This is a genomic window from Amycolatopsis coloradensis, from assembly GCF_001953865.1.
In the GTDB taxonomy this organism is placed as follows: Bacteria; Actinomycetota; Actinomycetes; order Mycobacteriales; family Pseudonocardiaceae; genus Amycolatopsis; species Amycolatopsis coloradensis.
In genome coordinates, this window is sequence record NZ_MQUQ01000015.1 from 1 (window position 1) to 26347 (window position 26347).

24 protein-coding genes are annotated in these 26347 nt (G+C 69.2%); 10 read left to right on the forward strand and 14 right to left on the reverse strand.

Annotation, left to right across the window (positions count from 1 at the left end; translation table 11 throughout):
• Window positions 1-303: 303 nt before the first annotated feature.
• Complete coding sequence (locus BS329_RS25545; protein ID WP_076163804.1) at window positions 304-951, reverse strand: TetR/AcrR family transcriptional regulator; 648 nt, start codon at window positions 949-951, stop codon at window positions 304-306.
• Window positions 952-1041: 90 nt separating this feature from the next.
• Here BS329_RS25545 and BS329_RS25550 point away from each other — a divergent pair, with 90 nt between their 5' ends.
• A complete protein-coding gene (locus BS329_RS25550; RefSeq protein WP_076163805.1) occupies window positions 1042-1542 on the forward strand; it encodes a nitroreductase/quinone reductase family protein in 501 nt (166 codons plus the stop codon).
• A gap of 10 nt (window positions 1543-1552) precedes the next feature.
• On the opposite strand, the gene BS329_RS25555 is transcribed toward BS329_RS25550, so the two are convergent.
• A complete protein-coding gene (locus tag BS329_RS25555) occupies window positions 1553-2515 on the reverse strand; it encodes an NADP-dependent oxidoreductase (protein ID WP_076163806.1) in 963 nt (320 codons plus the stop codon).
• A 194-nt stretch (window positions 2516-2709) separates the two neighbouring features.
• Between BS329_RS25555 and BS329_RS25560 the strand changes: the two genes are divergently transcribed.
• Window positions 2710-3903: a serine hydrolase domain-containing protein gene (locus tag BS329_RS25560; protein WP_076164397.1), complete on the forward strand. Its 1194-nt coding sequence runs from the start codon at window positions 2710-2712 to the stop codon at window positions 3901-3903.
• Window positions 3904-3950: 47 nt separating this feature from the next.
• Here the strand turns inward: BS329_RS25560 and BS329_RS25565 are convergent, their stop codons facing one another.
• Complete coding sequence (locus tag BS329_RS25565) at window positions 3951-4412, reverse strand: MarR family winged helix-turn-helix transcriptional regulator (RefSeq protein WP_076163807.1); 462 nt, start codon at window positions 4410-4412, stop codon at window positions 3951-3953.
• Window positions 4413-4630: 218 nt separating this feature from the next.
• Here BS329_RS25565 and BS329_RS25570 point away from each other — a divergent pair, with 218 nt between their 5' ends.
• The gene (locus BS329_RS25570) at window positions 4631-5401 is read left to right on the forward strand and encodes a dioxygenase family protein (protein WP_076163808.1); all 771 of its coding nucleotides are present in this window, start codon (window positions 4631-4633) and stop codon (window positions 5399-5401) included.
• Here BS329_RS25570 and BS329_RS25575 read toward each other — a convergent pair.
• Window positions 5398-6564 (reverse strand): MFS transporter, encoded by a 1167-nt coding sequence (locus tag BS329_RS25575; RefSeq protein WP_076163809.1) that lies wholly within the window; start codon window positions 6562-6564, stop codon window positions 5398-5400. The two genes, BS329_RS25570 and BS329_RS25575, sit on opposite strands and share 4 nt — an antisense overlap.
• Before the next feature lie 90 nt (window positions 6565-6654).
• On the opposite strand from BS329_RS25575, the gene BS329_RS25580 reads away from it, so the two are divergent.
• Window positions 6655-7848: an ROK family transcriptional regulator gene (locus BS329_RS25580; protein ID WP_076163810.1), complete on the forward strand. Its 1194-nt coding sequence runs from the start codon at window positions 6655-6657 to the stop codon at window positions 7846-7848.
• Window positions 7849-7996: 148 nt separating this feature from the next.
• On the opposite strand, the gene BS329_RS25585 is transcribed toward BS329_RS25580, so the two are convergent.
• Together BS329_RS25585 and BS329_RS25590 are read right to left on the reverse strand one after the other, a co-directional pair.
• A complete protein-coding gene (locus BS329_RS25585) occupies window positions 7997-11293 on the reverse strand; it encodes a beta strand repeat-containing protein (RefSeq protein WP_084750280.1) in 3297 nt (1098 codons plus the stop codon).
• 211 nt (window positions 11294-11504) lie between these two features.
• A complete protein-coding gene (locus BS329_RS25590; RefSeq protein WP_076163812.1) occupies window positions 11505-12500 on the reverse strand; it encodes a hypothetical protein in 996 nt (331 codons plus the stop codon).
• 269 nt (window positions 12501-12769) lie between these two features.
• Here BS329_RS25590 and BS329_RS25595 point away from each other — a divergent pair, with 269 nt between their 5' ends.
• Genes BS329_RS25595 through BS329_RS25605 form a run of 3 tightly spaced genes read left to right on the forward strand, consistent with a single transcriptional unit; the run spans window position 12770 to window position 15794 of the window.
• Complete coding sequence (locus tag BS329_RS25595; RefSeq protein ID WP_076164398.1) at window positions 12770-13975, forward strand: AI-2E family transporter; 1206 nt, start codon at window positions 12770-12772, stop codon at window positions 13973-13975.
• Window positions 13972-15138, forward strand: coding sequence for a MacS family sensor histidine kinase (macS, locus tag BS329_RS25600; protein WP_076163813.1), 1167 nt, complete (start codon window positions 13972-13974; stop codon window positions 15136-15138). The genes BS329_RS25595 and macS overlap by 4 nt, the downstream gene beginning before the upstream one ends.
• Window positions 15135-15794 (forward strand): response regulator, encoded by a 660-nt coding sequence (locus BS329_RS25605; protein WP_076163814.1) that lies wholly within the window; start codon window positions 15135-15137, stop codon window positions 15792-15794. The genes macS and BS329_RS25605 overlap by 4 nt, the downstream gene beginning before the upstream one ends.
• An 11-nt stretch (window positions 15795-15805) precedes the next feature.
• Here the strand turns inward: BS329_RS25605 and BS329_RS25610 are convergent, their stop codons facing one another.
• The gene (locus tag BS329_RS25610) at window positions 15806-16732 is read right to left on the reverse strand and encodes a hypothetical protein (RefSeq protein ID WP_076164400.1); all 927 of its coding nucleotides are present in this window, start codon (window positions 16730-16732) and stop codon (window positions 15806-15808) included.
• A gap of 189 nt (window positions 16733-16921) precedes the next feature.
• On the opposite strand from BS329_RS25610, the gene BS329_RS25615 reads away from it, so the two are divergent.
• A complete protein-coding gene (locus BS329_RS25615; RefSeq protein ID WP_076163815.1) occupies window positions 16922-17584 on the forward strand; it encodes a DUF1707 SHOCT-like domain-containing protein in 663 nt (220 codons plus the stop codon).
• Between the two features lie 86 nt (window positions 17585-17670).
• Here BS329_RS25615 and ptsP read toward each other — a convergent pair whose 3' ends face one another.
• The 6 genes from ptsP to BS329_RS25645 form a co-directional block, all read right to left on the reverse strand.
• Window positions 17671-19305 (reverse strand): phosphoenolpyruvate--protein phosphotransferase, encoded by a 1635-nt coding sequence (gene ptsP / locus BS329_RS25620; protein ID WP_076163816.1) that lies wholly within the window; start codon window positions 19303-19305, stop codon window positions 17671-17673.
• A 68-nt stretch (window positions 19306-19373) separates the two neighbouring features.
• Complete coding sequence (locus BS329_RS25625) at window positions 19374-20234, reverse strand: ribokinase (RefSeq protein ID WP_076163817.1); 861 nt, start codon at window positions 20232-20234, stop codon at window positions 19374-19376.
• 338 nt (window positions 20235-20572) lie between these two features.
• Window positions 20573-22198, reverse strand: a complete 1626-nt coding sequence (locus BS329_RS25630; RefSeq protein WP_425266381.1) for a DUF6346 domain-containing protein — start codon at window positions 22196-22198, stop codon at window positions 20573-20575.
• Window positions 22183-23298, reverse strand: a complete 1116-nt coding sequence (locus tag BS329_RS25635; RefSeq protein ID WP_143253198.1) for a WXG100 family type VII secretion target — start codon at window positions 23296-23298, stop codon at window positions 22183-22185. The genes BS329_RS25630 and BS329_RS25635 overlap by 16 nt, the downstream gene beginning before the upstream one ends.
• Window positions 23299-23316: 18 nt before the next feature.
• Window positions 23317-23631, reverse strand: coding sequence for a type VII secretion target (locus BS329_RS25640; protein ID WP_076163820.1), 315 nt, complete (start codon window positions 23629-23631; stop codon window positions 23317-23319).
• A 26-nt stretch (window positions 23632-23657) separates the two neighbouring features.
• Window positions 23658-24137, reverse strand: a complete 480-nt coding sequence (locus BS329_RS25645) for a YbaB/EbfC family nucleoid-associated protein (RefSeq protein ID WP_244197292.1) — start codon at window positions 24135-24137, stop codon at window positions 23658-23660.
• A gap of 262 nt (window positions 24138-24399) precedes the next feature.
• Here BS329_RS25645 and BS329_RS25650 point away from each other — a divergent pair, with 262 nt between their 5' ends.
• Window positions 24400-24771, forward strand: coding sequence for a hypothetical protein (locus BS329_RS25650; RefSeq protein WP_076163822.1), 372 nt, complete (start codon window positions 24400-24402; stop codon window positions 24769-24771).
• Window positions 24772-24809: 38 nt separating this feature from the next.
• Entirely contained in the window at window positions 24810-25526 is a 717-nt protein-coding gene (locus tag BS329_RS25655) for a TetR/AcrR family transcriptional regulator (RefSeq protein WP_076163823.1), read from the forward strand.
• On the opposite strand, the gene BS329_RS25660 is transcribed toward BS329_RS25655, so the two are convergent.
• Entirely contained in the window at window positions 25523-26260 is a 738-nt protein-coding gene (locus BS329_RS25660; RefSeq protein ID WP_076163824.1) for a 3-oxoacyl-ACP reductase family protein, read from the reverse strand. The genes BS329_RS25655 and BS329_RS25660 overlap by 4 nt on opposite strands.
• Window positions 26261-26347 lie beyond the last annotated feature (87 nt).

Consider the following 26347-nt stretch of genomic DNA (forward strand, 5'->3'; position numbering starts at 1 on the left):
CATCTGCACACGATCATGAAAAAGATCCGCAGGACACGCCCTAGGCGCTGCCGGAACAAGTACGCGGGCGAGCACGGTGACCCCGTTCGCCGAACTCGCGTGTTTGGAGACGTAACTCGTGAGTGCGGGGTTTGAGCCAAGACAAGGGCCCCCACGCGAACGCGGGGACCCTTCGGACCTGGCCCGGCTCGAACGGGCAGCCTCCCCCTCCGACCGCGGAGGCACCCTTACCGGGTAGGCGCGCCTAGGGCAGGTTCGTGGCAAATGCTAGGCGACGGTCTCGGCTCAAGCGAACGTCTTTTCTCAGTGACGAAGCGATCGAGAGCCGCTGTCCGGTGCGGTGTCGGCGGGAAGTGGTTCGCCTTGGTCGGCGCGCAGGCCGTCGAGGGAGATGCGTAGCGACCGGCGCCACAGCTGTGGGCGGCACTCGTCGGTGAGCTGGACGGCGTGGCCCAGTGAGACCAGCAGGAGCAGCAGGTCGTCAGCGGTCACGCCGGGACGCAGCAGTTCCGCCGCGGTGGCGCGGGCGCACAGTTCCTCGATGACGACCCGGAGCCGCTGTAGACCGTCCAAATCGGGGTCCGCCCAGGTCAGGGCGAATTTCTCCATCATCGCGCGATGGTGGACGCAGCCGGTCAGCGCCTGCTCGTAGAAGTCGGTCAGTGCCGCCCAGGGGTCCTCGGCGTCGACCGCCGCCTGACGCGCGGACTCCGCCCATTCCGAGAAGTCCTTGCGCAGGACCGTGTGGATGAGATCTTCCTTCTTCGGAAAATGCCGGTAGAGGGTGCCCATGCCGACCCCGCCGCGGCGGGCGATCTCGCGTACGTCCACCGCGGTGCCCTGCTCGGCGAGCACTTCGGCGGCGGCCTCGATGATCGCTTCCCGGTTACGGATCGCGTCCACGCGCGGCGCGCGGCGCCGGGTGGGGCTTTCCGGTTCAGCCACTGCCATGCGGCCGAGCTTACCGGCCTATGCGGAGCATGCGCTCCGCTAGCCGTGCTAATTTCAGGAGCAAGTGCTCCGGATAGCGAAGGGGATCTCATGACCGACCAGTCCACGACCGAGGCCGTCACCGGCTGGAACGAACGGATCATCGCCGAGGTCCGAGCGAACGCCGGGTACGCGGCGTGGAGCAGCGACGACGAATTCGCCGCGGGTCGCCCCGTCCCGCCTCGGATCCCCGGCTTCGACGAGCAAGGCATGCCGCTGATCTTGGTGCGCCACATCGGGGCCAAGACCGGGCACGAGCGGATCAGCCCCTTGTTCTATCAACCGGTCGGCGATGGCTGGGCCGTCTTCGGGACCTACGGCGGCAGCCCGCGTCATCCGGTCTGGTACCGCAATCTCATGGCGAACCCGCGGACCACGGTCGAGGTGGGTACGGAGGAGGTGCCGGTCGTGGCACGCCTCGCGCAGGGCGCGGAACGTGAGCGGATCTGGGCGGAACAGGTGGCGCTCGTCCCGAAGTTCGCCGAGTTCGAGGCGGCCTCCGGTAGGCAGGTCCCCGTCGTCGTGCTGGAGCGCGCCTCCACCGGGAACTGACCCGGATCGGTCAGGGGATCAGCACGAGCTTGCCGGGGGCGTGTCCGGCGATGCCGATCTCGTGGGCCTTCGAGGCCTCGGCGAGCGGAAAGATGGAATCGACGATGACGCGCAGTGAGCCGGACCCGGCGCGTTCGACGAGGTCACCGCGGGCGGCGTCGCGGAGTTCGGCGCCCGCGTCCTCTCCCGGTCCGTAGCCGAGCCGCTTGATGCCGGTTTCGGCACGGCGAGGGCCTCCGGTGATCGAGGAGATCCGCGCGGGGTCGGCCACCAGCTCCAGCGAGACGTCGAGCGCCTCGTCGGTACCGGCGAAGTCGACCGCGGCGGTGACCCCCTGCGGCGCGACGGCGCGCACCCTGTCGGCGAGACCAGGACCGTAGGCGACGGGGAAGGCGCCGAGATCACGCAGCAGCGCGTGATTGCGCTCGGCGGCGGTGGCGATCACCGTCGCGCCCTGAGCGGCGGCCAGTTGCACGGCCATCAGGCCGACCCCGCCCGAACCGCCGTGGACGAGCACCGTGTCACCTTCACCCACGCCGGCGGCGTGCAGCGCGTGGACCGCGGTGGTGCCGGTCAGGATCAGCGATCCGGCTTCCGCCCATCCGAGCCCGGCGGGCTTGCCGATGATCGAGGTGGCCGGAGCGGTGACGTAGTCGGCGTAGGCGGCCGTCACGGGATAGACGACGACCTCGTCCCCGACCCGCACGCCGGTGACGTCCGCACCGACCTCGGTGACGACGCCCGCGCACTCGAGACCGATCGAGGGCATCGAAGCGGCGATCCCGGCGGCGTCCTTGTGGTCGTCGTCCACGTCGTGGAAGGCCCCGCTGTAAAGCTTCCAGTCGATCGGGTTGACCCCCGCGGCCCGGACCTCGACGACCACGCCGTCGGCGGCCGCCTGCTGGATGGGTGTCTCGGTCACGGCGAGCACGTCAGGCGTGCCGTAGGCGGTCGGGCGCACGATTCTGGGCATGACTGAACTCCTGTACTGAGGGGGATGTGATTGGCATATCCGCTGCCGAAGGCTTCTGGAATCCAGTATCGACGCGCCGGTTATTGATTACCAGTGCAATATCAATAAGGAGTAATTGCGTTCAACGCAAAGCACTTTGGCCGTGTCAGCGCGGTGACTGCGCCGTGTCAGCGCGGCACGCGAACGTGGTCACCATGACCAAGTCACTGAGGGGTACCAAGAACAGGATCTTCCAGCGCGCGGGGGTGACGGCGCTGGCGGCCACGCTGCTCGCGGGCGTCGCCGTGCCGACCGCGTCCGCCGCCGGACGGGATCGCCCGGAGCTGAGGCAGGCCGTCCGGGAATTCGTCGACGCCGGGTTCGCCGGGATGCAGTTGCGCGTCCGCGACGAGCGCGGCGAGTGGACCGGCAGCGCCGGAGTGCGCGAGCTGGGCGGGACCGCGAAGCCGCCGACCGACGGCCACTTCCGCGTCGGCAGCACCACGAAGAACTTCACCGCGACCCTCACGATGCAGCAGGTGGCCGACGGCAAGATCGGGCTCGACACCCCGATAGCGGGATTCCTGCCCCAGTTCGGCTTCGACAAGCGGATCACCGTGCGGATGCTGTTGCAGCACACCAGCGGGCTGTTCAACCACACCGGCGAGTATTTCCCGGACGGGACGGTCGTGCCAGGGATCCCGTGGTCGGGCCCGGAATGGGTCGCCAAGCGCTTCCACACCTACCAGCCGGAGGAGCTTGTCCGGCTGTCGCTGTCCAAGCCGCCCCGGTTCGAGCCGGGTGCGGGCTGGAGCTACTCCAACACCAACTCCGTGGTGCTCAGGCTGCTGGTCGAGAAGCTCAGCGGCCGCCCCTTCGCCGACGAACTGGACCGGCGGATCCTGCGGCCGCTGAAGCTGCGGGACACGCTGTCGCCGGGATCCTGGTCGGGGATGCCCAAGCCGTACGCCCACGCCTACTACCCCTATCAGGACGCCGGTCAGTGGAAGACGATCGACGTCACCCATCAGAACCCGTCCTGGGCCTCCGCCGCCGGGGACATGATCTCGACGACCAAGGATCTCCAGACGTACTTCTCGGCACTGCAAAGCGGCAAGCTCCTCCCCGCCTGGCTGCTGACCGAAATGCGTAAAACGCACCCGCTGAGCGAAAGCCTCTACGGCTTCTACGGCCTCGGGCAGTTCACGCAGGACTTGGGCCCGGGCTGCCCCGGCACCATCCTCAACCACAACGGCAGCAACAACGGCTACGCGGCGCTGATGTACAGCACGCCGGACGGCGGCAAGACGCTGACCGCCTCGATCACCGCCGGCGACGTCGTGGACGCGGCGCAGAAGTTCCCCGCGGAGCTGAACAAGCTGCTCAAGACGGTGTTCTGCGGTAAGTGAAAGAACCGAAATAGTGCAGAAGCCGACCACGACGGCAACCTGGTGAACTACTTCACGCCGAGCGCGCCGTAGTTCCGGACGAAGGCGGTCAGCAGCCGGGCGAACTCGTGGCGGTCTTCGTCCGGCCAGTCCGCCATCGCCTCGGCGAACACCGAACGGCGGAACTCGTGCATGCGCGTCACCTCGGCGCGTCCGCTTTCGGTGAGCACGAGGACGGCGCGGCGGCCGTCACGCTGATCGGCTTCACGCCGGAGGAAGCCGCCCTCGACGGCCCTCGCGACCAGACGGCTCGCGCGCGGCTGGTCGATGGTCAGCGCCGCCGCGAGGCTGGTGACCGTGCCCGGCTCACCGCTCTCCACGGCCGCCTCGACGGCGTCGAGCAGTCCCTGAACGGCCTGGTCCGGCATCGATTCGGCCCGATCGCGGGCGAGTTTCGACAGCGAACGCCTCGCCTGGCTCCGCCGGATGGCGATCATCGCGCGTTCCACGTCCGCCACGGCGTCCGTCATTGCTCACCCTCACCGAATGCATGGACTTTGACATGTAGTTGCCGCCAGCATGAAGGAGTATCCCCGAAACCGATCGGCTTCTCGACCGGATCCTCTCCGTCGAGGCGCTGACCCGCCGCCCTTGACAGGGCCTCAACGCGATCATCGCCCAGGAATAAGTCGGAACACCACGGCGTCGTCTATCCTAGTAGTTGAAAGTTCAAACACCTGGAGCTGACATGACCCCGGTGCTTTACCTCAGCCACGGCGCACCGCCGCTCGCCGACGACGCCACCTGGACCCGGCAGCTCGCCGGCTGGTCGGCGGACCTCGAAAAGCCGAAGGCGATCCTCGTCGTCTCCGCGCACTGGGAAGAGGCGCCGCTGACCCTCGGCGCCACCACGACGGTTCCGCTGGTCTATGACTTCTGGGGCTTCCCCGACCGCTACTACCAGGTGAAATACGCCGCGCCCGGCGCTCCCGAACTGGCGGACAAGGTGCGGAAACTCCTGCGCTCGACACGGACACCCGTTCACGACGCGCCCGCCCGCGGCCTCGACCACGGCGCGTACGTCCCGCTCGTGGAGATGTACCCGGACGCCGACCTCCCGGTGCTCCAGGTGTCCATGCCGTCGCTGGACCCGCGCGATCTGTTCGACCTCGGCCGCAAACTCGCGCCGCTGCGTGACGAAGGCGTGCTGATCATCGGCAGCGGCTTCTTCACGCACAACCTGAGCGCGCTGAGCCAGACCGAAGGCACCGATGGCGCGCCGCCGTCGTGGTCGAGCGAATTCGACCACTGGGGTGCGGAAACCCTCCGTGAGGGCGACCTCGACGCGTTGCTGGACTTCCAGCACAAGGCACCGGCCGCGGCCATCGCGCACCCCAGGATCGAGCACTTCGCGCCGCTGTTCGTCTCGCTCGGCGCGAGTTCGTCCGAAGGGAAAGGCGAGACCGTCATCGACGGCTACTGGCACGGCCTCGCCAAACGCTCCCTCCAGTTCGACTAGCGGGACCGGAGCACTCCGGCGCCCGCCACCAGCCCGAGCGCCAGCAGCGTGACCAGCCCGAAGGACACCGTCAGCGACGTCAGGTCGGCGATCCCGCCGATCAGCGACGGCGCGACGAGCCCGGACGAATAGGTGATGGTCGCGACGCCCGCGATCGACTGACTCGGCGTCGGCCCGCTGCGTCCAGCCGCCGCGAAGGCGAGTGGCACGACGACGGAGACGCCGAGCCCGATCAACGCGAATCCGGCCATCGCCAGCACCGGATGCGCGGCCAGCACGACCAGCAGCCCGCCCGCCGTCGCGAGGACACCGCCCGCGCGGACCGTGTTGACCGAGCCGAAGCGCCTCACCAGCGCGTCACCGGAGAGGCGGGCCACCGCCATCGTGCAGGTGAACGCGGTGGTCGACGCTGCCGCGATGCCCGGCGACGTGCCGAGGACGTCACGCAGGTAGACGGCGGACCAGTCCAGGCTCGCGCCTTCGGCGAAGACAGCGCAGAACGCGATGGCGCCGATGATCACGGCCGACTTCGGCGGCAACGCGAACCTCGGCGGCGGGTTCTCGTCGGGCGCGCTGCGGACGTCGAGCACGCCCTGGCAGATGAGCGCTCCGGCGACGGTGAGCACGGCGGACGCGATCGCCAGATGCACGCGAGCGTCCAGCGCGGCGTGCGCGGCGAGCGCTCCGGCGGCGGATCCCACGAGCGCGCCCGTGGTCCACATACCGTGCAGCCCCGACATGACCGACTTGCCCATCTTCTCCTCGACGTCGACGCCGAGGGCGTTCATCAGCACGTCCGAGGTACCCGCGGCGGTGCCGAAGACGAAGAGCGCGGCACACAGGGCGACGAGGTTTCCCGCGAGGGAAGGGAGGATCAGCGCCAGCGTCCAGTACGCGAGCAGGATCCGCAGCCCCTGGCGGCCGCCGAGGCGATGCCCGATGCGTGCCGCGAGCGGCATGGTGAGCGAGGCACCGATGGCGGGGAAGGCGAGCGCGAGACCGAGCTGGCCCGCGCTGATCCCCGCGTGTTCCTGGATCCACGGGATCCGGGTGGCGAAACTGCCGGTCACCGCGCCGTGCACGGCGAAGATGGCGGCGATGGCGACCCGCGCCTGCCGTACCCGCCGCGTCGGCCCGGCGACGGTTTCCACTGCGTTACTCACTGGGCCCCCAAGGTCCACAAGACGATTCGACGGCACTAGCGTAAACTATCAGGAAGGGAACCTGATAATTAATTCTGGGAGGATCTGCCGGTGAGTGTCATCCGGACGCCGTCCGCCTCCCCGAGCACGGCGCGGGCCATCAACGACCGTCTCGCCCTCGACCTGCTCCAGCGAGAGGGCTCGCTGACGGCCGCACAGCTCAAGACGTTGACCGGGCTCTCCCGGCCGACGATCGCCGACCTCGTCGAACGCCTTCAGGACGCCGGGCTGATCTCCATCGTCGGCGAAGCGGGCGCCGAACGCCGCGGGCCGAACGCGAAGCTGTACGGCATCGTCGCCGAACGCGCGTACCTCGCCGGTCTCGACGTCCGCACGCACGGCATGGCCGTTTCGGTCGCGGACCTGCTGGGACAGACCCGCGCGAAGGCCTCGGTGCCGTTCGACCTGGATGTCGACACCGACGTGGCCGTCGAGCGCGCGATCGCCCTGCTGGCGGCGACCACCGCCGAGGCGGGCGCGACCACCCTGAACACGATCGCCGTCGGCGCGCCCGGTCTGGTCGACCCGGCGACCGGCGGCTTGCGGCCCGCCGGGGGATTGCCCGCGTGGCACGGAAAACTCGTCGTCGAACTCCGGCGACGGCTGGGCGTCCCGGTGCTGCTGGAGAACGAGGTCAACCTCGCGGCCGCGGCCGAACAACGGCTCGGCGCCGCCCGCGACCGGGACACGTTCGTCCTGCTGTGGCTCGGTTTCGGTGTCGGCGCGGCCGTCGTCCTCGACGGTTCGCTGCGGCGGGGCGCGTCGGGTGGGGCGGGGGAGATCGGGTTCCTGCCGACGCTGGGACCCGGACGGCTTCCGACGGCGACCGACTGCGACGGCGGCTTCCACACCCTGGCGGGCAGTGCCGCGATCTGCGAACTGGCCCGCGAAAACGGCATCCCGGCTTCGTCCGCCGACAACGCCGCCGCGGCCGCGGCGGCCGTGAAACACGCGATCGAAACCAGCTCGGAGAGGTTCCTGGAGATCGTCGCGGAGCGGATCGCGATCGGCGCGGCCGCGGTCACGGCGGTGCTGGATCCGGGCTGCGTCGTACTCGGCGGCGAAATCGGCCGCGCGGGCGGCGACGCGCTGGCGGCCGGGGTGAGCCGTCGGCTCGCGGAGATCTCGCCACTGCGGACCGAAGTGCGGGCGGGGACCGTCGGCGGGGGCGCGGTGCTGGAGGGTGCGGTGCTGACCGCGATGGGCGCGGCCCAGGACGCGCTGTTCACGCCGGGCTCGGACTGACCTCGGCTGATGTTCCCGCCACGATTTGCGAGACAGCTCTCCTCAAGTACATGAAGGGGACCTTCGTGTACTCACGACACAAAGCGGGCCCGGGAGTGATTCCCGGGCCCGCTTCGGTTCATTCAGTGGCGCTAGCCGACTGGCAGGGTCACTTGGTGTGGAACTTCTTGCCGGTCAGGGTGCCGATGAAACGCTGGAACATGCTCAGCGGCGACGAGTCGACGCCGGCCATAGCCGGAACCTGCGCGGTCGGCATCGCCGGGGCGCCGCTCACGACGGGCAGGGTGCCGGCGGACGGCAGCTGCGCGACGTTCGGGACGTCCGTGCGGGCCTGACCCGGCAGAGCGCCCAGGACGGGCAGGCTGCCCACGAGGGGCAGGCTTTCCGTGGTGGGCAGCGCCACCGGCAGCCCACCCGCGGTCGGCGGCGTCACCGGCAGGCCACCGGCGGTGGGCAGGGCCGGGAGAGCGGGCAGCGGCGCGACCTTGAGGGCGTCCGCACGAGCGGCGTCACCGGGCAGGGCCGGGGTCTTCGGCAGGGCCGGGGTCTTCGGCAGGGCCGGGGTCTTCGGCAGGGCCGGGACACCGGGCAGGGCCGGGGTGACGGGCAGCTCGGGCAGTTCCGACTTCGGCAGAGCCGTCGGGACGGCGGTCAGCTGCTTCAGCGCGGTCGGGCCGGCCACCTGCACCGGCAGGGTGCCCACCTGGGGCCCGCCGGCGCGGACGCCACCGATCGCCGGGGTGGCCGGCAGAGTGCCGGCACCCTTCAGCGACGGAGCCCCGAAGGGAAGCATGGGCAGCGCGTCGATCGGCATCTCCGAACCGATCGGGTCGGTGAAGACGCGGGTGTAGTCCTCGTCGTTGATCTCGGTGTTGTCGGCCGACTTCTCGTCCGCGATGGCCAGCACCGGGAGCTCGAGCTCGTTCATCGGGATCACGAAGACCAGCGGGTGGTGGAAGTTGAAGCCCGAAAGGGCCTTTCCACCGCCGTCGGTGATGCTGTCGCCACCGGCCTGGCCGGTGACGATGCTCTCCGCGTCGGTCTCGGAGTTGCCGCCGACCGCCGCGATGGCGTTGCCGAACACCTCGGGGTCGGCCGCGGCCGGGATGTCGAGGATGTTGCCCGAGAGCGATCCGTCGAGGCCGGAGGTCTCGACGTCGCCGCCCGAAAGGGCGTCGACGGTGTTGGAACCTTCGGCGTCGGCGAGGCCGGCGGCCGCGATCGCGTCGTGCGTGACGGGCACGACCGGCAGCGCCTGCGCGCCGATGATGTTGCCCGAGACCGCGCCCTCGTCACCGGTGGTGGTGGCGTCGCCGCCTGCCTCCGAAAGGACGTCGCTGACGCTGTCACCCTCGGCGATGCCCGCACCGGCGATGCCGTGTCCGGTCACCGGAATCGCGCCGCCGACCGGCGTCTGGACGATGTTGCCCGCCAGGGTGCCTTCTTCACCGTTGGCGGTGGCGTCGCCGCCCGCGTTCGAGTCGGTGAGGTTCGTGCCCTTGCCGGACGCGATCCCGCCGAGCACCGCGGCGAAGTTGTGCGCCTGGACCGGCAGGGAGACCGGCCCGTAGACCAGGTTGCCCGAGCCCGCGCCACCGTCACCGGTCGCGTGGACGTCGTGCCCGGCGTTGGACTTGGTGTCACCGTCGGCGGCACCGTGGCCCTGGCCGATGAGCGCGCCACCGACCCCGAACGCCTGCACCGGCAGCGAAACCGGCACGGTGCCCAGGTTGGAGCTGAGGAAACCGTTGTCGTCGGCGGTGTTCCCGCCGCCGCCACCGGAGACGACCTTGGTCTCGTCGGCGGTGCCGGAGCCCCGCCCGAGGAACGAGCCGCCGACACCGAAGACCTCGGCCGGGACCGCGGCCGGGACCTGCAAGATGTTGCCCGAGCCGGACGAGTCGTTGCCCGTGGTGCCGTCGTAGCCGCCGGCGGTCACGGTCTTGCTCTCGGTCGCCTCGGCGACGGCCTGGCCGATGTGCGAGCCACCGACGCCGTAGACCTCGGGGGCCAGCGCGGCCTGGGTGTTGACGATGTTGCCGGCGAGGGTGGAGTCGTCACCCGTGGTGTGGCTGCCGTTGCCGGCGTTCGCGTCGACGGTGTTCTCGCACGACGCGGCGTTGGCGTTGCCGATGTAGCTGCCCGCGATGCAGGTCGCCTCGCCCGGGGCCGCCACGGCCGGGTCGACGATGTTGCCGCCGCCCGTGGAGCCTTCGCCCTCGGAGCTGACGAAGCCACCGGCGTCGACGACGCTGGAGTGATCGGTGCCGCCCTTGGTGCCGGTGTTGGCGAGACCGACCCAGCCGGCGGCCACGCTGCCGACGTTCGCGACGTCCGCGGTCTGCGGAACGACCGCGTTGCCCGCGAGGAACGAGTCCTCGCCCTCGGTCTGCACGTAGCTGGGAACGTTGCTCCAACCGCGCTTGGTGTCGCCGGCCTGCGCGTCCGCCGAGGAGCCGCTGTTCGAGTTCGCGAGCGAACCGTGCGCGGCACCGGCGTTGTCGTTGGCCTTCACCGGGAGGGCGATCGGCACCGCGCCGACGTTGCCGCCGAGGGTGGAGTCGTCACCGTCGGTCTCGATCCAGCCGCCGGAGGTGGCGTCGGTCTCGGCCTCGTAGCCGGAGCTGTTGGCGTTGCCGAGGATCCAGGACGCGGCGTTGCCGGTGACCTGGACCGGGGTGGCGAACTGGCCGGCCACCACGTTGCCGGAGGTGGTGGAGCCCCCTCCGTCCGTGGTGACGTCGCCGGTCTCGGTGGTGCTCTGGCCGGCGGAACCGCCGACCACGCGACCGGTGCCGCCGGCGAGCCCGCCGCCGTTGCCGGCGATCTGCACGGGCAGCGCCCAGTCGAGGGACACGACGTTCCCGGCGAGGCTGGAGTCCTCACCGGTGGTCTCGATGTCCTGGTTGTGCGACCAGGTCTGGTCGTGCGAACCACCCTCGACCTCGGCGTCGCCGAGCACGCCGATGGCGTTGTCGACGATCTGGATCGGGGCGACGACGTCACCGACGACCTTGTTGCCCTTGAGGATGTCGTCCGTGGTGGTGAACCCACCCGGAGTCATCCCCCCGCTGATCTGCCGGGCCGAGGCCTTCGCGGCCAGCGGGGCGGGGACGGCGCCGGTGGCAGGCAGGGACGGGAGGCCCCCGCCGAGGCCGTCGGTGCCGCTGCCCGGCGAGGAAGCCGAGTCCAGCGCGTCCGAAGCGGGCTTGGTGACGGTCTTGGTGCCGACCTCGCCCTTGTAGCCGGGGAGGTCGGCCTGGCCGGCGGGCGTGCCGACGGCGTTGTTGTCGATCTCGACGGGAACGGTGACGTTCGCGTCGAGCGGGGAGGCCGGGGTGTCGGGGTTGACCTGTTCGTCAGCCGAGGCGATGCCGGTGCCCAGCATCAACAACCCACCCGTGACCAACGCGGTCTGGAGTCCGCGCTTTGCCCAGGATTGCATGGGGTTTTTCTCCTTCATTTCGGGTTCCCTTTCGGGCTCAGAGAGATGCCTTCGCAACGCGGCACCAGAGGGGGTTAGGCGATTTGCGGCGCGGCTGTGATTTCTCAGAGCGGAGCGCACCGCCGTTTCGCGGGGGATCAGGAGCGGACGCGAAGCCAAGCCCGGAATCGGGAGGCGTGAGGCGCGTCGGCTACCCCGCGGAGGGAGGTGTTCAGTCGGGAGTGACGCCGGGCTGCGAGCCCGGGGTGAGCGGCATGTACCGCGTGCCTGCCGGCGAGTAGCCGGTCAGGGAACGCTCGACGGCGGCGACGACCCAGGCGGGAACGCCATGGGTCAAGCCGTCGAGGTGACCACCGGGGGCGGAGCCGCCGGGGACGGTCGGGAAGGAAGGCGCGGCGGGAAGCGGCGCCGGGATGATCGGGCGCGGGAAGTCACCGCGGTAACCGTCACGCGCCGGAGCGTCCTCGGCCTGAGCGAAGGCACCGTGCTGCCGCACGAGGGCCGGCATCGGGAGGACGGTCTCGGAGAAAGCGGGGAACTGCGTCGTCGCCAGTCGCGCGAAGTCGGTGACCTGGTCATCGGCGACGATGGTGTCCAGCGGCGAGTCGGGGTCGACCGGACCGCCGTCGACCGGGAGCCGGGGGACGAGGTCGCCTTGCCCGTTCGGGTCGAGGAGGTCCCAGACCTTGCGGCCGAAGTCGGGTGACGGGGCGAACGTCTCGTCCAGCACCTGGCGGGTGTCCTGCGGCTCGCGCACGATGTGCTCGACCGCGCCGAGCGTCCGCTTGACCGGGGTGACCACCGAGTTGTCCGCGAAATCGCTGACCGCGTCGCTGACGCGGGTGGAGACCTCGTGCCGGTCGGCGCGGATGTCGCCGCAGTGGTGCTTCGCGGCGGCGGATCCGGTCTCGTCCGGCATCGACCACGTGGTGGCTTCCTGGTGCCGGTTACCGCACATCGCTCCGGCGAACTTCGAAGTGCCACGCGAAACGTCGGTCATGCCCGCCGCGGTCGCGTCGGTGACCGGAGTGACGCTCGTGTCGGGAGCGGAGACCACCGGGGCGATGTCCGCGGAAGCGGAAGCGCCCGAAACGGCCCACGCGGCGGCGGAACCGGCGACGGCGCCGCCGAGGACGAACAGCGCACGCGAAGCGAGACGGCCGAAGCGCGCCGCGCCCCGCCCCTCGTTCTTCGCCGCGTTCGTCACTCGGTCTCCTGTCGCTCCGATTTCGTGTTGCGGGACCGAGGTAAGCAAAGTGGGGAAGCCCGGCGCGACTTTGAAACACCTTGATGGCCCGATCGTGTGAAGAACACAGGGTGTGGCACGGAATCACGATCAGTGATCAACGCTGGCGGCGCCCGGTTACTTCTGAGTTGATCATCGTGCGGTGTGTCAAGCGTCGCTTTGGGCGAATTCGACCGTGCGCGTTGCCCGGAATGGTCAGGAACGCCGCCCCGGACCGATACGGTGAGCACGTGAGCGAGCCCCAGCGCAAACAGCCCGAACGGCCGGAATTCGACCCGGCGAACCCGTTCCTCTCCGAATCCACCGAAGACGTCACCAGCCTGGTGCCCCGCGGCCTGCGGATCGGCGCCGCGTTGTCGTGGCGGTTCATCGTGGTGATCGCCGCACTCTACGTCATCGTGTTCCTGATCGGCTACCTGTCGGTGGTCGTCATCCCGCTGTCGATCGCGCTGCTGCTCGCCGCGCTGCTCGCGCCCGCGGTGTCGAAACTGATGCTGCTGAAGTTCCCGCGCGGGCTCGCGGCCGGGATCGTGCTGATCGCGGGGCTCGCGGTACTCGGCGGGCTGCTGACGTTCGTCGTCGCGCAGTTCTCCTCCGGCCTGCCGGAGTTGCAGAAACAGCTGACCGAAAGCCTCAACCAGATCAAGACCTGGCTGATCGACGGGCCGCTGCACCTGCGCCAGGAGCAGATCCAGGAGTTCATCAACCAGGCGATCGGCTTCCTGCAGAACAACCAGGCGTCGATCACCACCACCGCGCTCACCACGGCGGGCACGGTCGGCGAGATCGTCACCGGCTTCATCCTGACGCTGTTCATCCTCATCTTCTTCCTCTCCGGCGGCGACCAGATCTGGAAGTTCCTCGTGCGCGGCGTGCCCGGCCGAGTGCGCAACCGGGTCGACGTCGCCGGGCGGCGCGGGTTCGCGTCGCTGGTCAGCTACGTCCGCGCGACGGCGGCGGTGGCCGTGGTCGACGCGGTCGGCATCGGCGTCGGGCTGGCGATCGTCGGCGTGCCGCTGGTGATCCCGCTGGCGACGCTGGTCTTCCTCGGCGCGTTCATCCCGATCATCGGCGCCGTGATCGCCGGCGCGGTGGCCGTGCTGATCGCGCTGGTGACGAAGGGCGTCGTCGGCGCGCTGATCGTGCTGGCCATCGTCATCGGTGTCATGCAGCTGGAAAGCCACGTGCTGCAGCCGATCCTGCTCGGCCGCGCGGTCAAGCTGCACCCGCTCGCGGTGGTGCTCGCGATCACCGCGGGCCTGGTCGCCGCCGGTATCCCCGGCGCGCTGCTGTCGGTGCCGCTGCTCGCGGTGCTCAACGCCGGCATCCGGTCGCTGCTGCACGAACAGGATCCCGATCCGGAGGAGATCGACGTCCTGCGGGATCAGGCGGCGCAGCCGAACGACGCCGGGAAAACGGCCGAAGCAGAGTCGTGACCGCCACCCGGCTCTGGCGAGCCGTCTCGGCGCTCGGCACGCGGGACCCGGCCACTCCGCTGTGGCGCGGGGTGATCGTGCTTCGCGTGACGACGCTGCTCTTCGCGCTCGGCTCGTTCATCGTCCACTACGACGGCTACGCGAAGCAGTGGCTGGCGTGGGTGGCGTTCGGCGTGATGGCGGCGTGGACGGTGCTCAGCAGCGTGTTCTACGCGCGGCCGTCGAGCCGCTGGCCGTGGCTGGTCGGCGTCGATCTCGCGGTGACCGTCGCCCTGATGTTCACGTCGGCGTGGATCCTGTCCACCGAACAGTTCGACGCCAACACCCCGCTCATCACGACAGTGTGGGCGGCGGTCCCGCCCGCGGCGGCCGGGACGCGGTTCGGCGCGCTCGGCGGGGTGCTCGCCGGGCTGGTGGTCTCGGTGGTCACCGGGCTGGTGCGCTGGCGGTTCGACGTCGACGTCGCCCGGGACGGTTTCCTGCTGACCGCGAGCGGGTTCGTGATCGGGCTGGCCGCGACCATGGCCCGCCGGTCCGCGGACGCGCTGACCAGGGCATTGCGCATGGAGGCCGCGACGGCCGAACGGGAACGGCTCGCCCGCTCGATCCACGACAGCGTCCTCCAGGTGCTCGCCAGGGTGCGCAAACGCGGCGCCGAATTCGGCGGGGAGGCCGCCGAGCTGGCGAAACTGGCCGGTGAGCAGGAGATCGCGCTCCGGGCGCTGGTCACCACCGAGCCGACCCGCCCGAGCGCGAACGGGACCACCGATCTCCGGGCCGCGCTGCAACTGCTCGCGACGCCGTCGGTGCAGGTCTCGACGCCCGCCGGCGAGGTCCGGCTGCCGGAGCACGTGACCGCGGAACTGGTGGCGGTGGCCCGCGAGGCGCTGCTGAACGTCGAGAAACACGCGGGCCCGGAAGCGCATGCTTGGGTGCTGCTGGAGGACCTCGGCACCGAGGTCGTGGTCAGCGTCCGCGACGACGGTCCCGGAATCGAGCCCGGCGAACTGGAACGAGCGGCGGCCGAGGGACATCTAGGTATCGCGGAGTCCATCAAGGGCCGCGTGCGGGATCTGGGCGGAAGCGTCGTCCTGGACACCGCGCCGGGCCAGGGCACGGAATGGGAAGTCAAGGTTCCAGTCGCGGCGAGGGGAAAGCGATGACCGGTGCACCTGGAGTGTCGGTGATGGTGGTCGACGATCATCCGATGTGGCGGGACGGGGTCGCGCGTGACCTGGCCGAGCACGGTTTCGACGTGCGGGCCACCGCGCCGGACGCGCCGGCCGCGGTGCGGATCGCGCGCGCGGTCCGGCCGGACGTCGTGCTGATGGACCTCAACCTCGGCGAGACGTCGGGGGTCGACGCCACCCGCGAGATCACCGCGGAGCTGCCGTCGACCAAGGTCCTGGTGCTGTCCGCGAGCGGCGAGCACAGTGACGTCCTCGAGGCGGTGAAGGCCGGGGCGTCCGGGTATCTGGTCAAATCGGCTTCGGCGAGCGAACTGGTGGACGCGGTCAAGCGGACGGCCGCGGGGGATCCGGTGTTCACCGCCGGGCTCGCGGGGCTCGTGCTCGGCGAATACCGCCGCATGGCCGACGCCCCGGCCGACGGGCCCGCCCCGCCGCGGCTGACCGAACGCGAGACCGACGTCCTGCGACTGGTCGCGAAGGGGATGACGGCGCGGCAGATCGCCGAGAAGCTCGTGCTGTCGCATCGGACGGTGGAGAACCACGTCCAGTCGACGCTGCGGAAACTCCAGCTGCACAACCGCGTCGAACTCGCCCGCTACGCCATCGAACACGGGCTCGACGTGGAATAGCACCGAGTGACTCAGCCCTGGGGGACGGCCACCACCTGCCGGTTCCGGTCGGCGGGCAACGGCGTCTTGACGATCGTCCACCGCGGCCGGTCGAGGCGCCAACTCGCGACGACGTCGGTGGCGATCACCAGCGCGTCGTCCTCGGACCATTCGATCGCGACCTGGTTGAGCGGGGTCGCGATCGGCATCGACGGCGCTCGCGTCCAGGTCAGGGTGTCGAGGGCGAGCACCCAGACGTCGGCGGTCTGCGTACTCGTCCCGGCCCAGGCCGGGTCGCCGAACAGCACGGCGGCCTGGTAGCCGTCGCGACTCGGCACCACGTGGCCGGGCGTGCCGTTGGCCACCGGCCGCTCGACCGGCATGCGCTGATCGTTGCGCAGGTCGAGTACGGAGAACTCGGTCAGCTCGGCGAGCAGCATCCGGTCCTTGGTGATCGCCAGTACCCGAGGGAACTGGTGCACGGCCCGGCCGGTGGCGGGATCGATCAGCACGTCCTCGGCGGTGGCCGTGCCGCTGTTCACCGTGATCAGCAGGCCCTTCGGCACCTCCTGGCGCACCGCCGTCGTGCAGCTGGCCGGGCGGCCGCGGTCGCGTTCGGCGCCGAGCAGGGAGACGTACTGGAGACGGCACAGGTCGTTGCCGTCGTCGCGGATCAGCCAGACGCCGCTCTCGTCGGCCGACGGGGCCACGCTGCGGGCCTTGCCCAGCTTCCACGGCTGGTTCCCGGTGTTCACGTAGACGAACACTTCGGACGGCTCCAAACACGACGGCCCGCAGCGGGCGGCCGACAGCACGACCGGGAACTTGCCCACCCGCAGGACTTCGTTGACCCGGTCCCCGCCCGGAGCGCCGGGCAACGGCGTCGTAACACCGGTAGCGGGGTCGAGGACCGAAGGCGGCGAAGTCGACATGACGAGCCGGAAACCGCTGTAGTCCACCGGTTCGCCTTCGATTCGCGATGGTGGCGGGGCGGTGGGCTCGGGAGGGTGCGGCGCGGGGCCACCGATCACCGGACCGCAGCCGGCCAGCAAGACCGCCGCCACCAGGGCGGTACAGGGGAGAAATGCGGGTCTGTTCAGGGTATTTCCCCGATCTCGCGCGTGAGATCCGGTTCTACCATTCCAGGCATGGGCGAGGAAGAGCAGCCGACGACCGAAACCAAGCCGTTGACCGGACGGGACATCCGGGTCTCCGACGCGGAGCGCGAACACGTCATCGAAGTGCTGCAGAAGGCGATCGGCCTCGGGATGCTGAACCTCGACGAGTTCACCGAGCGAACGGACCGCGCCCTCGCCTCGAAGACCCGCGGTGAGCTGAACGCGGTGCTCACGGATCTGCCGGGGCTGGTGCATCCCGAAGCGGGAATGGTGCCGCGTCAGCAGCAGAACCCGTGGTCGCCACCCGGCCCGCACGCCTACGGCCAGCAGTCCGGGCGGGCCATGGAGCTCAACGGCAAGTACTCGGCGTTGCAGCGCGACGGGAACTGGCTGGTCCCCGAGTCGATGGTGATCCGGAACAAGTACGGCGCGACGAAACTGGACTTCTCCCAGGCGGAGATCCAGCATCCGGTGGTGCACATCGAACTGCAGGCCAAATGGGGGCCGGTGGAGATCACCATCCCCGAGAACGGCGCCGTCGACACCAACTCGATCACCGACATCAAGTTCGGCAACCTCGACGACCGGACCCGGTCGAACGGCCGCCCCGGCACGCCCCGGTTCGTCATCACCGGGCGCGTGCACGGCGGGTCGCTGATCATCAAGTACCCGCGGCGGGGCTTCTTCGGTTAGGCCCGCGTGGGCGAGGCGAGCCTGGACGACGGCGTTGCCCGGCGTCCCGACGGTCGCGATGCCCAGCGCGGAGCAGGGGACCTTTGCTACCGCTGGGCGGCGGCCGCCCTGGCCTCGACCGGGTCCGACGTGGCCAAGACCGCGTCGGCGAGCGCCTCGCATTCGGCCAGCGTCGTGGCGGCCAGGCTCGCGCCCACCGCCCGGACCGCCGGAGCGTTCATGGACAGACTCGTCAGGCCGAGCCCGGCAAGGACCAGCGCGAGCCGCGGATCGGCGGCGGCCTCACCGCAGACGCCGGCGGGTTTGCCGGTGTCCTTGGCTGCCTGGCCGATGACCCTGAGCAGGCGCAGCAGCCCCGGCTGCCACGGGTCGTTGAGCTTGGCGACCGCGCCGAGCTGGCGATCCGCGGCGAAGGTGTACTGCGCGAGGTCGTTGGTGCCGACGGAGACGAAGTCGACCACGTCGAGGATCTCGCGGGCGGTCAGCGCGGCGGCCGGGATCTCGATCATCACACCCGCGCGGGCGATACCGGCGGCACGGACGCGCTCGGCGAACCACGCTGCCTCGGCGGCGGTGGCGACCATCGGCGCCATCACCGACACTTCGGCACCGGAATCCCGGGCAGCACCCGCGATGGCCTCGAGCTGGCGATCGAGGATCTCGGGCCGGTCGAAAGCGACGCGAAGGCCGCGTACGCCGAGCGCGGGGTTGGGCTCGGCTTCGGGCTCCAGGAAAGCGAGAGGCTTGTCTGCGCCCGCGTCGAGGGTGCGGACGACGACCGGCTTGCCGCGGAACGGCGAGAGCACGGCCGTGTAGGCCTTGCGCTGCTCTTCGACGCTCGGCTCGGCGGAGGCGTCGAGGTAGCAGAACTCGGTGCGGAAGAGACCGACGCCTTCGGCGCCCGCCTCGGCCGCGGACTGGGCGTCGGTGGCGGAACCGACGTTGCCGAGCACCTTCACGCGATGGCCGTCGGCGGTCGCGCCGGTGCCGTCCCATTCGATCGCGCCGGTCTTGGCCGCCGTGACGATCTCGGCGTCCGGGTCCGCGACCTCGACCACGCCGGTGCCACCGTCCACCGCAAGCGCTTGCGCGTCGAGTGCGAGCACCCCGCGGACCGCGACGACGGCGGGAATGCCGAGCGCGCGGGCGAGGATCGCGGTGTGACTGGTGGGGCCGCCCTCCTCGGTGACGAGCGCGAGCACCTTCTCGGGGTCGAGCCCGGCGGTGTCGGCGGGCGCGAGGTCGCGCGCGACGAGCACGCTCGGCGAGTCCAGATCGGGCACGCCCGGAGGCGCGATGCCGAGCAGTTCGGCGACGAGCCTGTCGCGCACGTCGAGTACGTCGCGGGCCCGCTCAGCCATGTAGCCACCCGCGGCCGCGAGCGCGTCGGCGAACTTCCCCGCCGCCTGATGAACCGCACGCGGCGCGGGCAGGTTCTCGTTTTTGACCAGCTGCTCCGCCGAGGAGACGAGCGCCGGGTCGGCCGCCATCGCCGCGGTGGTGATGAGGATCGTCGCGGCCTCGCCCGTCGCGGTCTCGGCCAGCTTCTCGAGCCGGGCCGCCACGATCTGCGCGGCCGGGCCGATCCGGGCGGCCTCGGCGGCGGGATCGGCCGGTGCCGGTGTGCTCGCGGGTTCGCCGAGGGGTTCGGCGACTCGGACGACAGGACCGCTCGCGCGGCCGGGACTGACGGCGACCCCGGTCAGTGACTCAGACGGCATGGTCTAGACCATATCTCATAGGGGAGGTGACCTGGCTCATAGCCAACAGCACAACACAGAAGAAGACATCATTCCAGTTCGGATGCCGTCGGATAGGACGGCTGTGCCCCCTGACGGGTCACAGTGATCGCCGCCACTTTCACTGCCGTACGAGCCGCGTCAGCCAACTCGTCGCCCTTCGCGAGCGACGTGGCGAGCGCACCCGCGAAGGCGTCACCTGCGCCCGTGGTGTCGACAGCCTCGACCTTCGGCGACGACACCTCCGTCACACCGTCCGCGGTCACCACCGCGGCCCCCTTCGCGCCGAGCGTCACGACGGCGGCCTTCGGACCGAGGTCGAGCAGCTTGGGGAAGTCGGCCTCGCCATCGAGGAGGAACGCCGCCTCGTGCTCGTTGACCAGCAGGACGTCGAGGCTCTCGAGTGTTTTCGCGGAAAGCTCGGCAGCCGGCGACAGGTTCAGCAGCGTCCGGACTCCGGCCTCGGCCGCCTTCGCCACGGCGTGCTCGACGGTTTCGAGTGGAATCTCCAGCGACAGCACCACGATCTCGACACCGTCGAGATCGATGTCCTCGGCCCGCAAACCGGAGTTGGCGCCGGGCGAGACGAGAATCGAGTTCTCACCGTCGGGCGTGACCGTGATGTACGCGATCCCGGTAGGACGCTCGCTCGTGCGCAACAGCGTCGTGTTCACCCCGGACTCGCCGAGCGAACGCTTCAGCAATTCACCGTACGGGTCGTCGCCGACCGCCCCCAGCAGCGCGACGTCGGCCCCGAGCCGAGCCGCGGCGACCGCGGTGTTGGCGCCTTTGCCACCCGGTGACAAGACCGTGTCGCCACCGAGTACGGTTTCGCCACCCCCGGGTCGCCGGTCGACCGGAACGACGAGATCGGCATTGGCGGACCCGATGACCAGCACCTGAGAAGTCATGGAGGAAACCATGCCATGACCAGGAGTTGTCCGGTCATGTCCCTTCACCAGGCGAAGATGTGAAGAACTTTGTAACTTTCCCGGCGCGTAGTGCGACAATCAGGCGAGCAGCGGAACGCCGTCACTCTTTCGGGGGATAACCTTCCCCCGGGCGTCACTTCGGCGATCACGCCCGCTCTTGAGATGCGTTGCCGCGTTCACGCGGTGACGTTGCCCCGATCCCGGTGAGAGCCGGGAGCGGGGCATCGGGTCGCCGGCGTCGATCACGTAGCCCCCCGAGTGATCGGCGCCGGCGGCGCCCCGTTTCAGCGGGCGTCGGATATTCCCACCTTGCTGCGTCAGCCCTGGGGGACAACAGCACGCCCGGCCGCTCGTAAGACTCGTTTCGCCGCGGCACGGCCGACCTTGTCGACAAGCTGGTACTCGTCACCTTCGCGGGGTTTCACGTGCAAGGAGTAGTACCACCGGCCGTTGCCGGAAGTCACTGGCTTCACGACTATGCCGTCGACACTCGCGAGATCGACCAGGATTTCGTTCTTCCCGGTTTCGCGCCAGATCAGTGAATTCCGGCGAACCACGAAGGTCCCACGCCGACCTCGATACAGGGACACGGCGAGGTAGACCACCATCAGTGCAGAGATGACGAACAGGTTCACGGACGTCCCGCCCGAGGCGCCGATGGACAAGGACCAGATCACCAGAGCGCAGGTCGTCAGCATCAGCAAGACACGGAATACCGATGGACGGCTGGAGGAAACCCGGGTGTCCACCTGAACGGTTGCCCCGGCCTTTCGCCTCAACCGGACGACCGTGCTCTTCACCGGCCCGATCAAACCGAGTCCACCTCGAGTGATCTCGCGGGTCGGCCACCTGGTCAACCCCGGCTTGAAGTTCTCCACCACTTTGGACAGATGCTCGGCTTCGTGGAGAGGCACGTACGGGCTGAGCAGGTAGCCATGACGTGATCGGGCACGAAACGGCTCGGCCAGGTCCACGACCACGTCGTCATTGACAACTGAGAGATGCACCTCGACCAGATCGCCCGGGCGTTCCTCGAAAACGAACTTCTTGATCTTGGACCAGTGAAGCTGCTTCGGTGAGCCGTCCCGTGCCGTCTGCTGGAAACCCCGAACGGTCAATCGGGCCGGGATGACCGATGCTCCTTGCGCCACCTTCATTCTGCGCCGTGCGGATGGGATGGCCACAAGCACCGACCCGCCCAGCAGGCCGAACGGCAAAGCCACGACATAGGCGGTCCAGTTGTCCGGCATCAGGCGGAAGACGGCCACGATCATCGTTCCCGCCATCACGAGCAACCCGGTTCCCAGCACCGTCAGGAACGTGAACGCGGCGAACACGCCTTTTGGATCCCCACCGTCCGGAACCGGGAAAGCCAGGTCCAGGGGAAGTTCGCGCGACACGACCGTGGGGTGAGCGGGCTTCTTGCGTGTGAACGACGGCACGAACCAACCGGCGATGGACCTGATCCCGATGGCGTAGACGAGAAAAGCGAGGCCACCGACGGCTATCGGTCCGACAACCCGGAGAAACACATACGGATGCGCGATGTTGCGCTGCCAATCACCGTTCGCGTACTTGACGAAGATCGGTCGCTCGCGATCGGCAGGGGTCAACTCGTCGGGCCCGAACTCGATACGGCGCGCCTGCCGCTCGGGACTCGCCTGCACCTCTGCCGTGCATTCCCAGTAGAAACCGGCGCCCTTGAGCGAAACCGGCCCTTGTTCCGCACATTCAGCGACTAACGCCGTGGCGTCCGCGCCCGCCGAGTCGGAGCCGGTAGTCGTCGCGGGGACGCCAGACAAGCGAAACAGCGTCACGACGCCGAGCAGGAACAGGACGAGCAACATCCACGCCGCAGCGCAAGCGGCCGCGGTCTTGCCAGCGGATCTGATGGTTACCTCCGGAAACCGAACAGTGCGGTTCAGGCCTAGATCGACCCCGATATCCGTTGGCCACCAGGCTGGTCGAACACCGGCTGGACTTGTGCGCCATCGGGACGGTCAGCCATCACTCCGTCCTTTTTCTTGTCGTCCTCGTCCCCCTTGATCATCTTGTCGCCGGCTTCGCCTGCCTTCTTCGTCGCCTCTTTCGCCGCCTCCTTGCCGATATCGGCAGGAAGCTCAGCGACCTTCTTCCTCACTTCGTCGCCGACCTCCTTCGAGACGTCGGTGACGGCCGTCTTCGCATACGCCCCCAGGTTGGCGATGTCGTCGCCCAGGGTCTTCGCCAATCCGGAAACGTCCTCGCCGAAGTTCTTGGCCACTGCGCTTCCATCGACCGACTTGAGGAGCCTCGAAGCCTGGCTGAACATCTCGCCGAGCTGCTTGATCAGCTTCGAACCATTGCCGAATGCCTTCGTCAGCTGCTTGACCTTGTCCATGATCTTCGTGGCCCACTTGATCGCCATCGGAACGCCCTCGGCGGCGAGGCCCGCCGGCATCGCGGGCCCGGGATAGCGGCAAACGATCCAGATCAGCTTCCAGACGCACTCGGAGATGAGGTCGCGCACCACACTGCGGATCACGGCGAGGATGGACTTGCACAACGCGATCATGATCGAGATACCTTGTGCGCCGGTCGCTACACCTTCGTAAGTGTCGGCACGATCATTCGCGAAAGCCCGGTAGGCGTCGGCCGCGGGGCCGATCCAGTTCGCCGAGTCCTTCGCCACGTCCTGCCGTAGCTCTTCAGCGACCTTCGACAACTCGTCACCGATATTGCTCCAGGTACCGCCCAGATTCTCCAACGCGACCTGATCGCCCGTCAGCCAATCGAGGGGCTCCCGAAGGAAACTCACGTGTTCGATCACCCAGCCGATCCCCGCCTTGGCGAGGGCCCCGAGCGGATCCGACATGTCCGAGGCGAGGGAAAATCCCCCCAACGCGAGGTTGGCGAGCCCTTCACCCCAATCGCCCGACCCCATCTTGATCGCGGCGTCGCCGAAGTCCTGGAGGAGGCCCGCCCCTTCGAGCGGGCTCTCTTTCGCGGCGCCGTCCGTGGCGACCAAGCGATTGGGCGAGTTCGGGCTCGGTGTGGTGATCACGGGATTCTCAGCCATGCGTCAGTCCTGCACCTTGAAGAGATTTTTGTACTCGTCCTCGGTAATTTCCTTGCGCTGCTGCCAAGTCCCGACGCGGTCGGCGTGATCGTCGGCGGCGTCGGCGGCCGCCTTGACCGCCTCTTCCGCGACTGACTGCCCGACCGCGAAGGCAGCAGCGAGCGTGACCCCGACCAGGCCAAAAGCCTCGGGGTGCATCGTCTGTCCTGCGGCGGAAAGCGCGGTGTTGATCCGACCGGTGAGACCATCCAGCTTGTCGCGATGCGCTTGCAGAATCGCCGGATCGACCTGAAAGCCCGGTCCTTGTGGCTGCCCCATGTTCCTTCCCTCCCTCAAGTGCCCGCTCAGCGCAGGAAGTCGCCGCCGGTGAAGTAGTCGTCCTCGTGGTCCGTCTGCTGCCTGCGCGCGGCACGCGGCGGCGCGGCGGGAGGGGCCGGGGGCATGGGTGGCTTGGGGGCAGGCGGGGGCGGAGGAGCGTCGAGTTCGTCTTCGGCGACGAAGCGGTCGTCCTCGTCCACGGTCTGGTGGCCGCCCTCGACGTAGCCGGTCGGCTCGGGTTCCGGATACTCGTTGTGCAGCTGGTGGACCAGCTCGTTCATCGTCTCGCTGCCCGCGATGGACGGGACGCCGGTCCGCATCGCGCCGGCCAGTTTGCTCTGGGCGCTCTGGACGACGCGGAGGATCTCCTGCGCGAGCGCCGGGTTGTCCCGCACCGACGGGCCGATCTCCAGGCCCACCAGGTTCCCCGCGTGGTTGACCTTGACCGAGATCTGGCCGTCCTTGCTGCGTTCCGACACCGAGACGCTTTCGATCTCGGTGCGCATCTGGTTCGCCTTCCGCTGGGCGTCGGCCAGCTTGGCCTCGAAACAGCGAAGAGCTGCTCAGGGTTCGACACGCGAACCTCCCCTGTTCACGTCGTAGCCATTCGGCGACCGAGTGTGGCATACCCGTCTGACGTCGGGGAACGTTTCGCGCGCATCCACACCCCGGTCGTGTGGATCACCACAGAAAGCCTCCGGTTTTCCCTACCGGATACGGCGGTCGACCCCAGGTTTACCCAGGTCAGCGACCCATAAAGTATCGAACATGACGATTTCGGACTGGAAACGCGCGATCTACGCGCTTCTCGCCCTTCCGGGCTTCCTCGGTGGCGCGAAGGTTCAGCGTGGGCTCGCGCGGCGCTGGCTCGGGCACGACAGCGGGGGACGGCCGCGGGTCGTGGCGGCCTTCGGTCCGAGTGTGATCGCGTTCTCGCTCGCGTCGCTGCTCTTGTACCTCGTCGGGCGCATCGCGACGTACGGGATCTTCTGGTCGGGCAGCGATCCGGAGGGCACTTGGGGCGGGCCGACGCTGGGGGGCGCGTGGATCGTGCATTTCTTCGTCGCGATCGGGATGGCCGTTCCGATTTTCCTGGCGCTGCGGCCACTCACCAGGATGCAGGCTCGCCTTCTGGGTTGATCCCCGGTAATGGCGCACTGACCACCTAGAATGCCCGGATGAACAACCCCAGCCGCAGGGGTCGCGAGCGGGCTGCGACCGATCAGGACATCCGCCGGACGGCGCGGGCGCTCCTGGTCGAGCAGGGTCCGGAGGCTGTAACGCTGCGGGCGATCGCACGCGAGCTCGGCATCACGGCGCCGGCCTTGTACCGCTACTACGGGTCTCGTGACGATCTGGTCGAGCATCTTCGCGCGGACGTCGCTGCGGATCTCGCGGCCGAACTGGCCGAGGACATCGCGCAGCTGCCGGACGAGGGCGCACTTCAGCTTTTCGCCATCTGCAAGGGTTTCCGACAGTGGGCGCTCGCGCACACCAAGGAGTTCACGCTGGTCTTCGCATCGCCGTCGGGGGACGCGGGGAACCGGCTGGACGAGCCGTTCGGGCGGATCTTCCTCGCCGCGGCGGGCCGGGTGCTCGCGATGCACGACCTGGTGACGCCGTCGAACGACGTGGTCCCCGCCGAGCTGCGCGACGATCTCACGTCGTTCCAGGCGGAATTGCTGGCCGTGCTGAAGGAGTCCGGTGCGACGTTCCCGCTGGAGAAGCTCGACCTCGGCGTGACGTACCTGATGATCCAGTTCTGGGCCCGGCTCTACGGGCACGTCACGCTCGAGGTCTTCGGCAACTATCCGATTCCGTTCTCGAAACCGGACGTCCTCTTCGACGCGATGCTGGCCGACCTCGCGAGCGAGATCGGCCTGACCACCGGCTAGGCCGCGTGCCCGCCGTCGACCGAGACGGTCGTGGCGGTCACGTACTTGCTTTCCGGCCGTGCCAGGAACGACACGGTGGCGGCGACCTCCGACGGCGAGCCGTAGCGGTCGAACACCGTCAAGCTCCGCTGGTCGGCGGCGTACGGGCCGTCGGCCGGGTTCATGTCGGTGTCGGTCGGGCCGGGGTGGACGAGGTTCACCGTGACACCGCGCGGCCCCAGTTCCCTGGCCAGGCCCTTGGTCAGGCCCAGCAGCGCGGTTTTGCTCACCGCGTACAGCGACATCCCCGGGCCTGGTACACGGTCCGAGACGCAGCTGCCGATGGTGATCACGCGGCCGCCGTCGCCGAGGTGCCGGGCCGCGGCCTGCGTGGCCACGTAAACACCGCGGACGTTGACCGCGAGCACCCGGTCGATGTCCTCCAGGCTCGTCTGGTCGAGCGGGCCGACGAAACCGACGCCCGCGTTGTTGACCAGCACGTCGAGCCTGCCGAACTCGGCGACCGCCGTGTCGACAGCCGAAACCAGAGCGGCGGCGTCGGTGCTGTCGGCCTTGATCGCCAGCGCACGACGGCCGAGCGCCTTGATCTCGTCCACGACACCGGCCGCGAGTTCGGCGTTGTTCTGATAGGTGAGCGCGATGTCGGCGCCGTCCTCGGCGAGCCGGATCGCCGTGGCGGCACCGATCCCGCGGCTGCCGCCGGTCACCAATGCCACCTTGCCGTCGAGGGTCATGCGGTGTTCTCCGTTCGATTTCGTTGTCCTTGAACAACTCCATCGAATCGCCTCATGACCCTCCACGCTGGCGTCTTTCAGCCACGG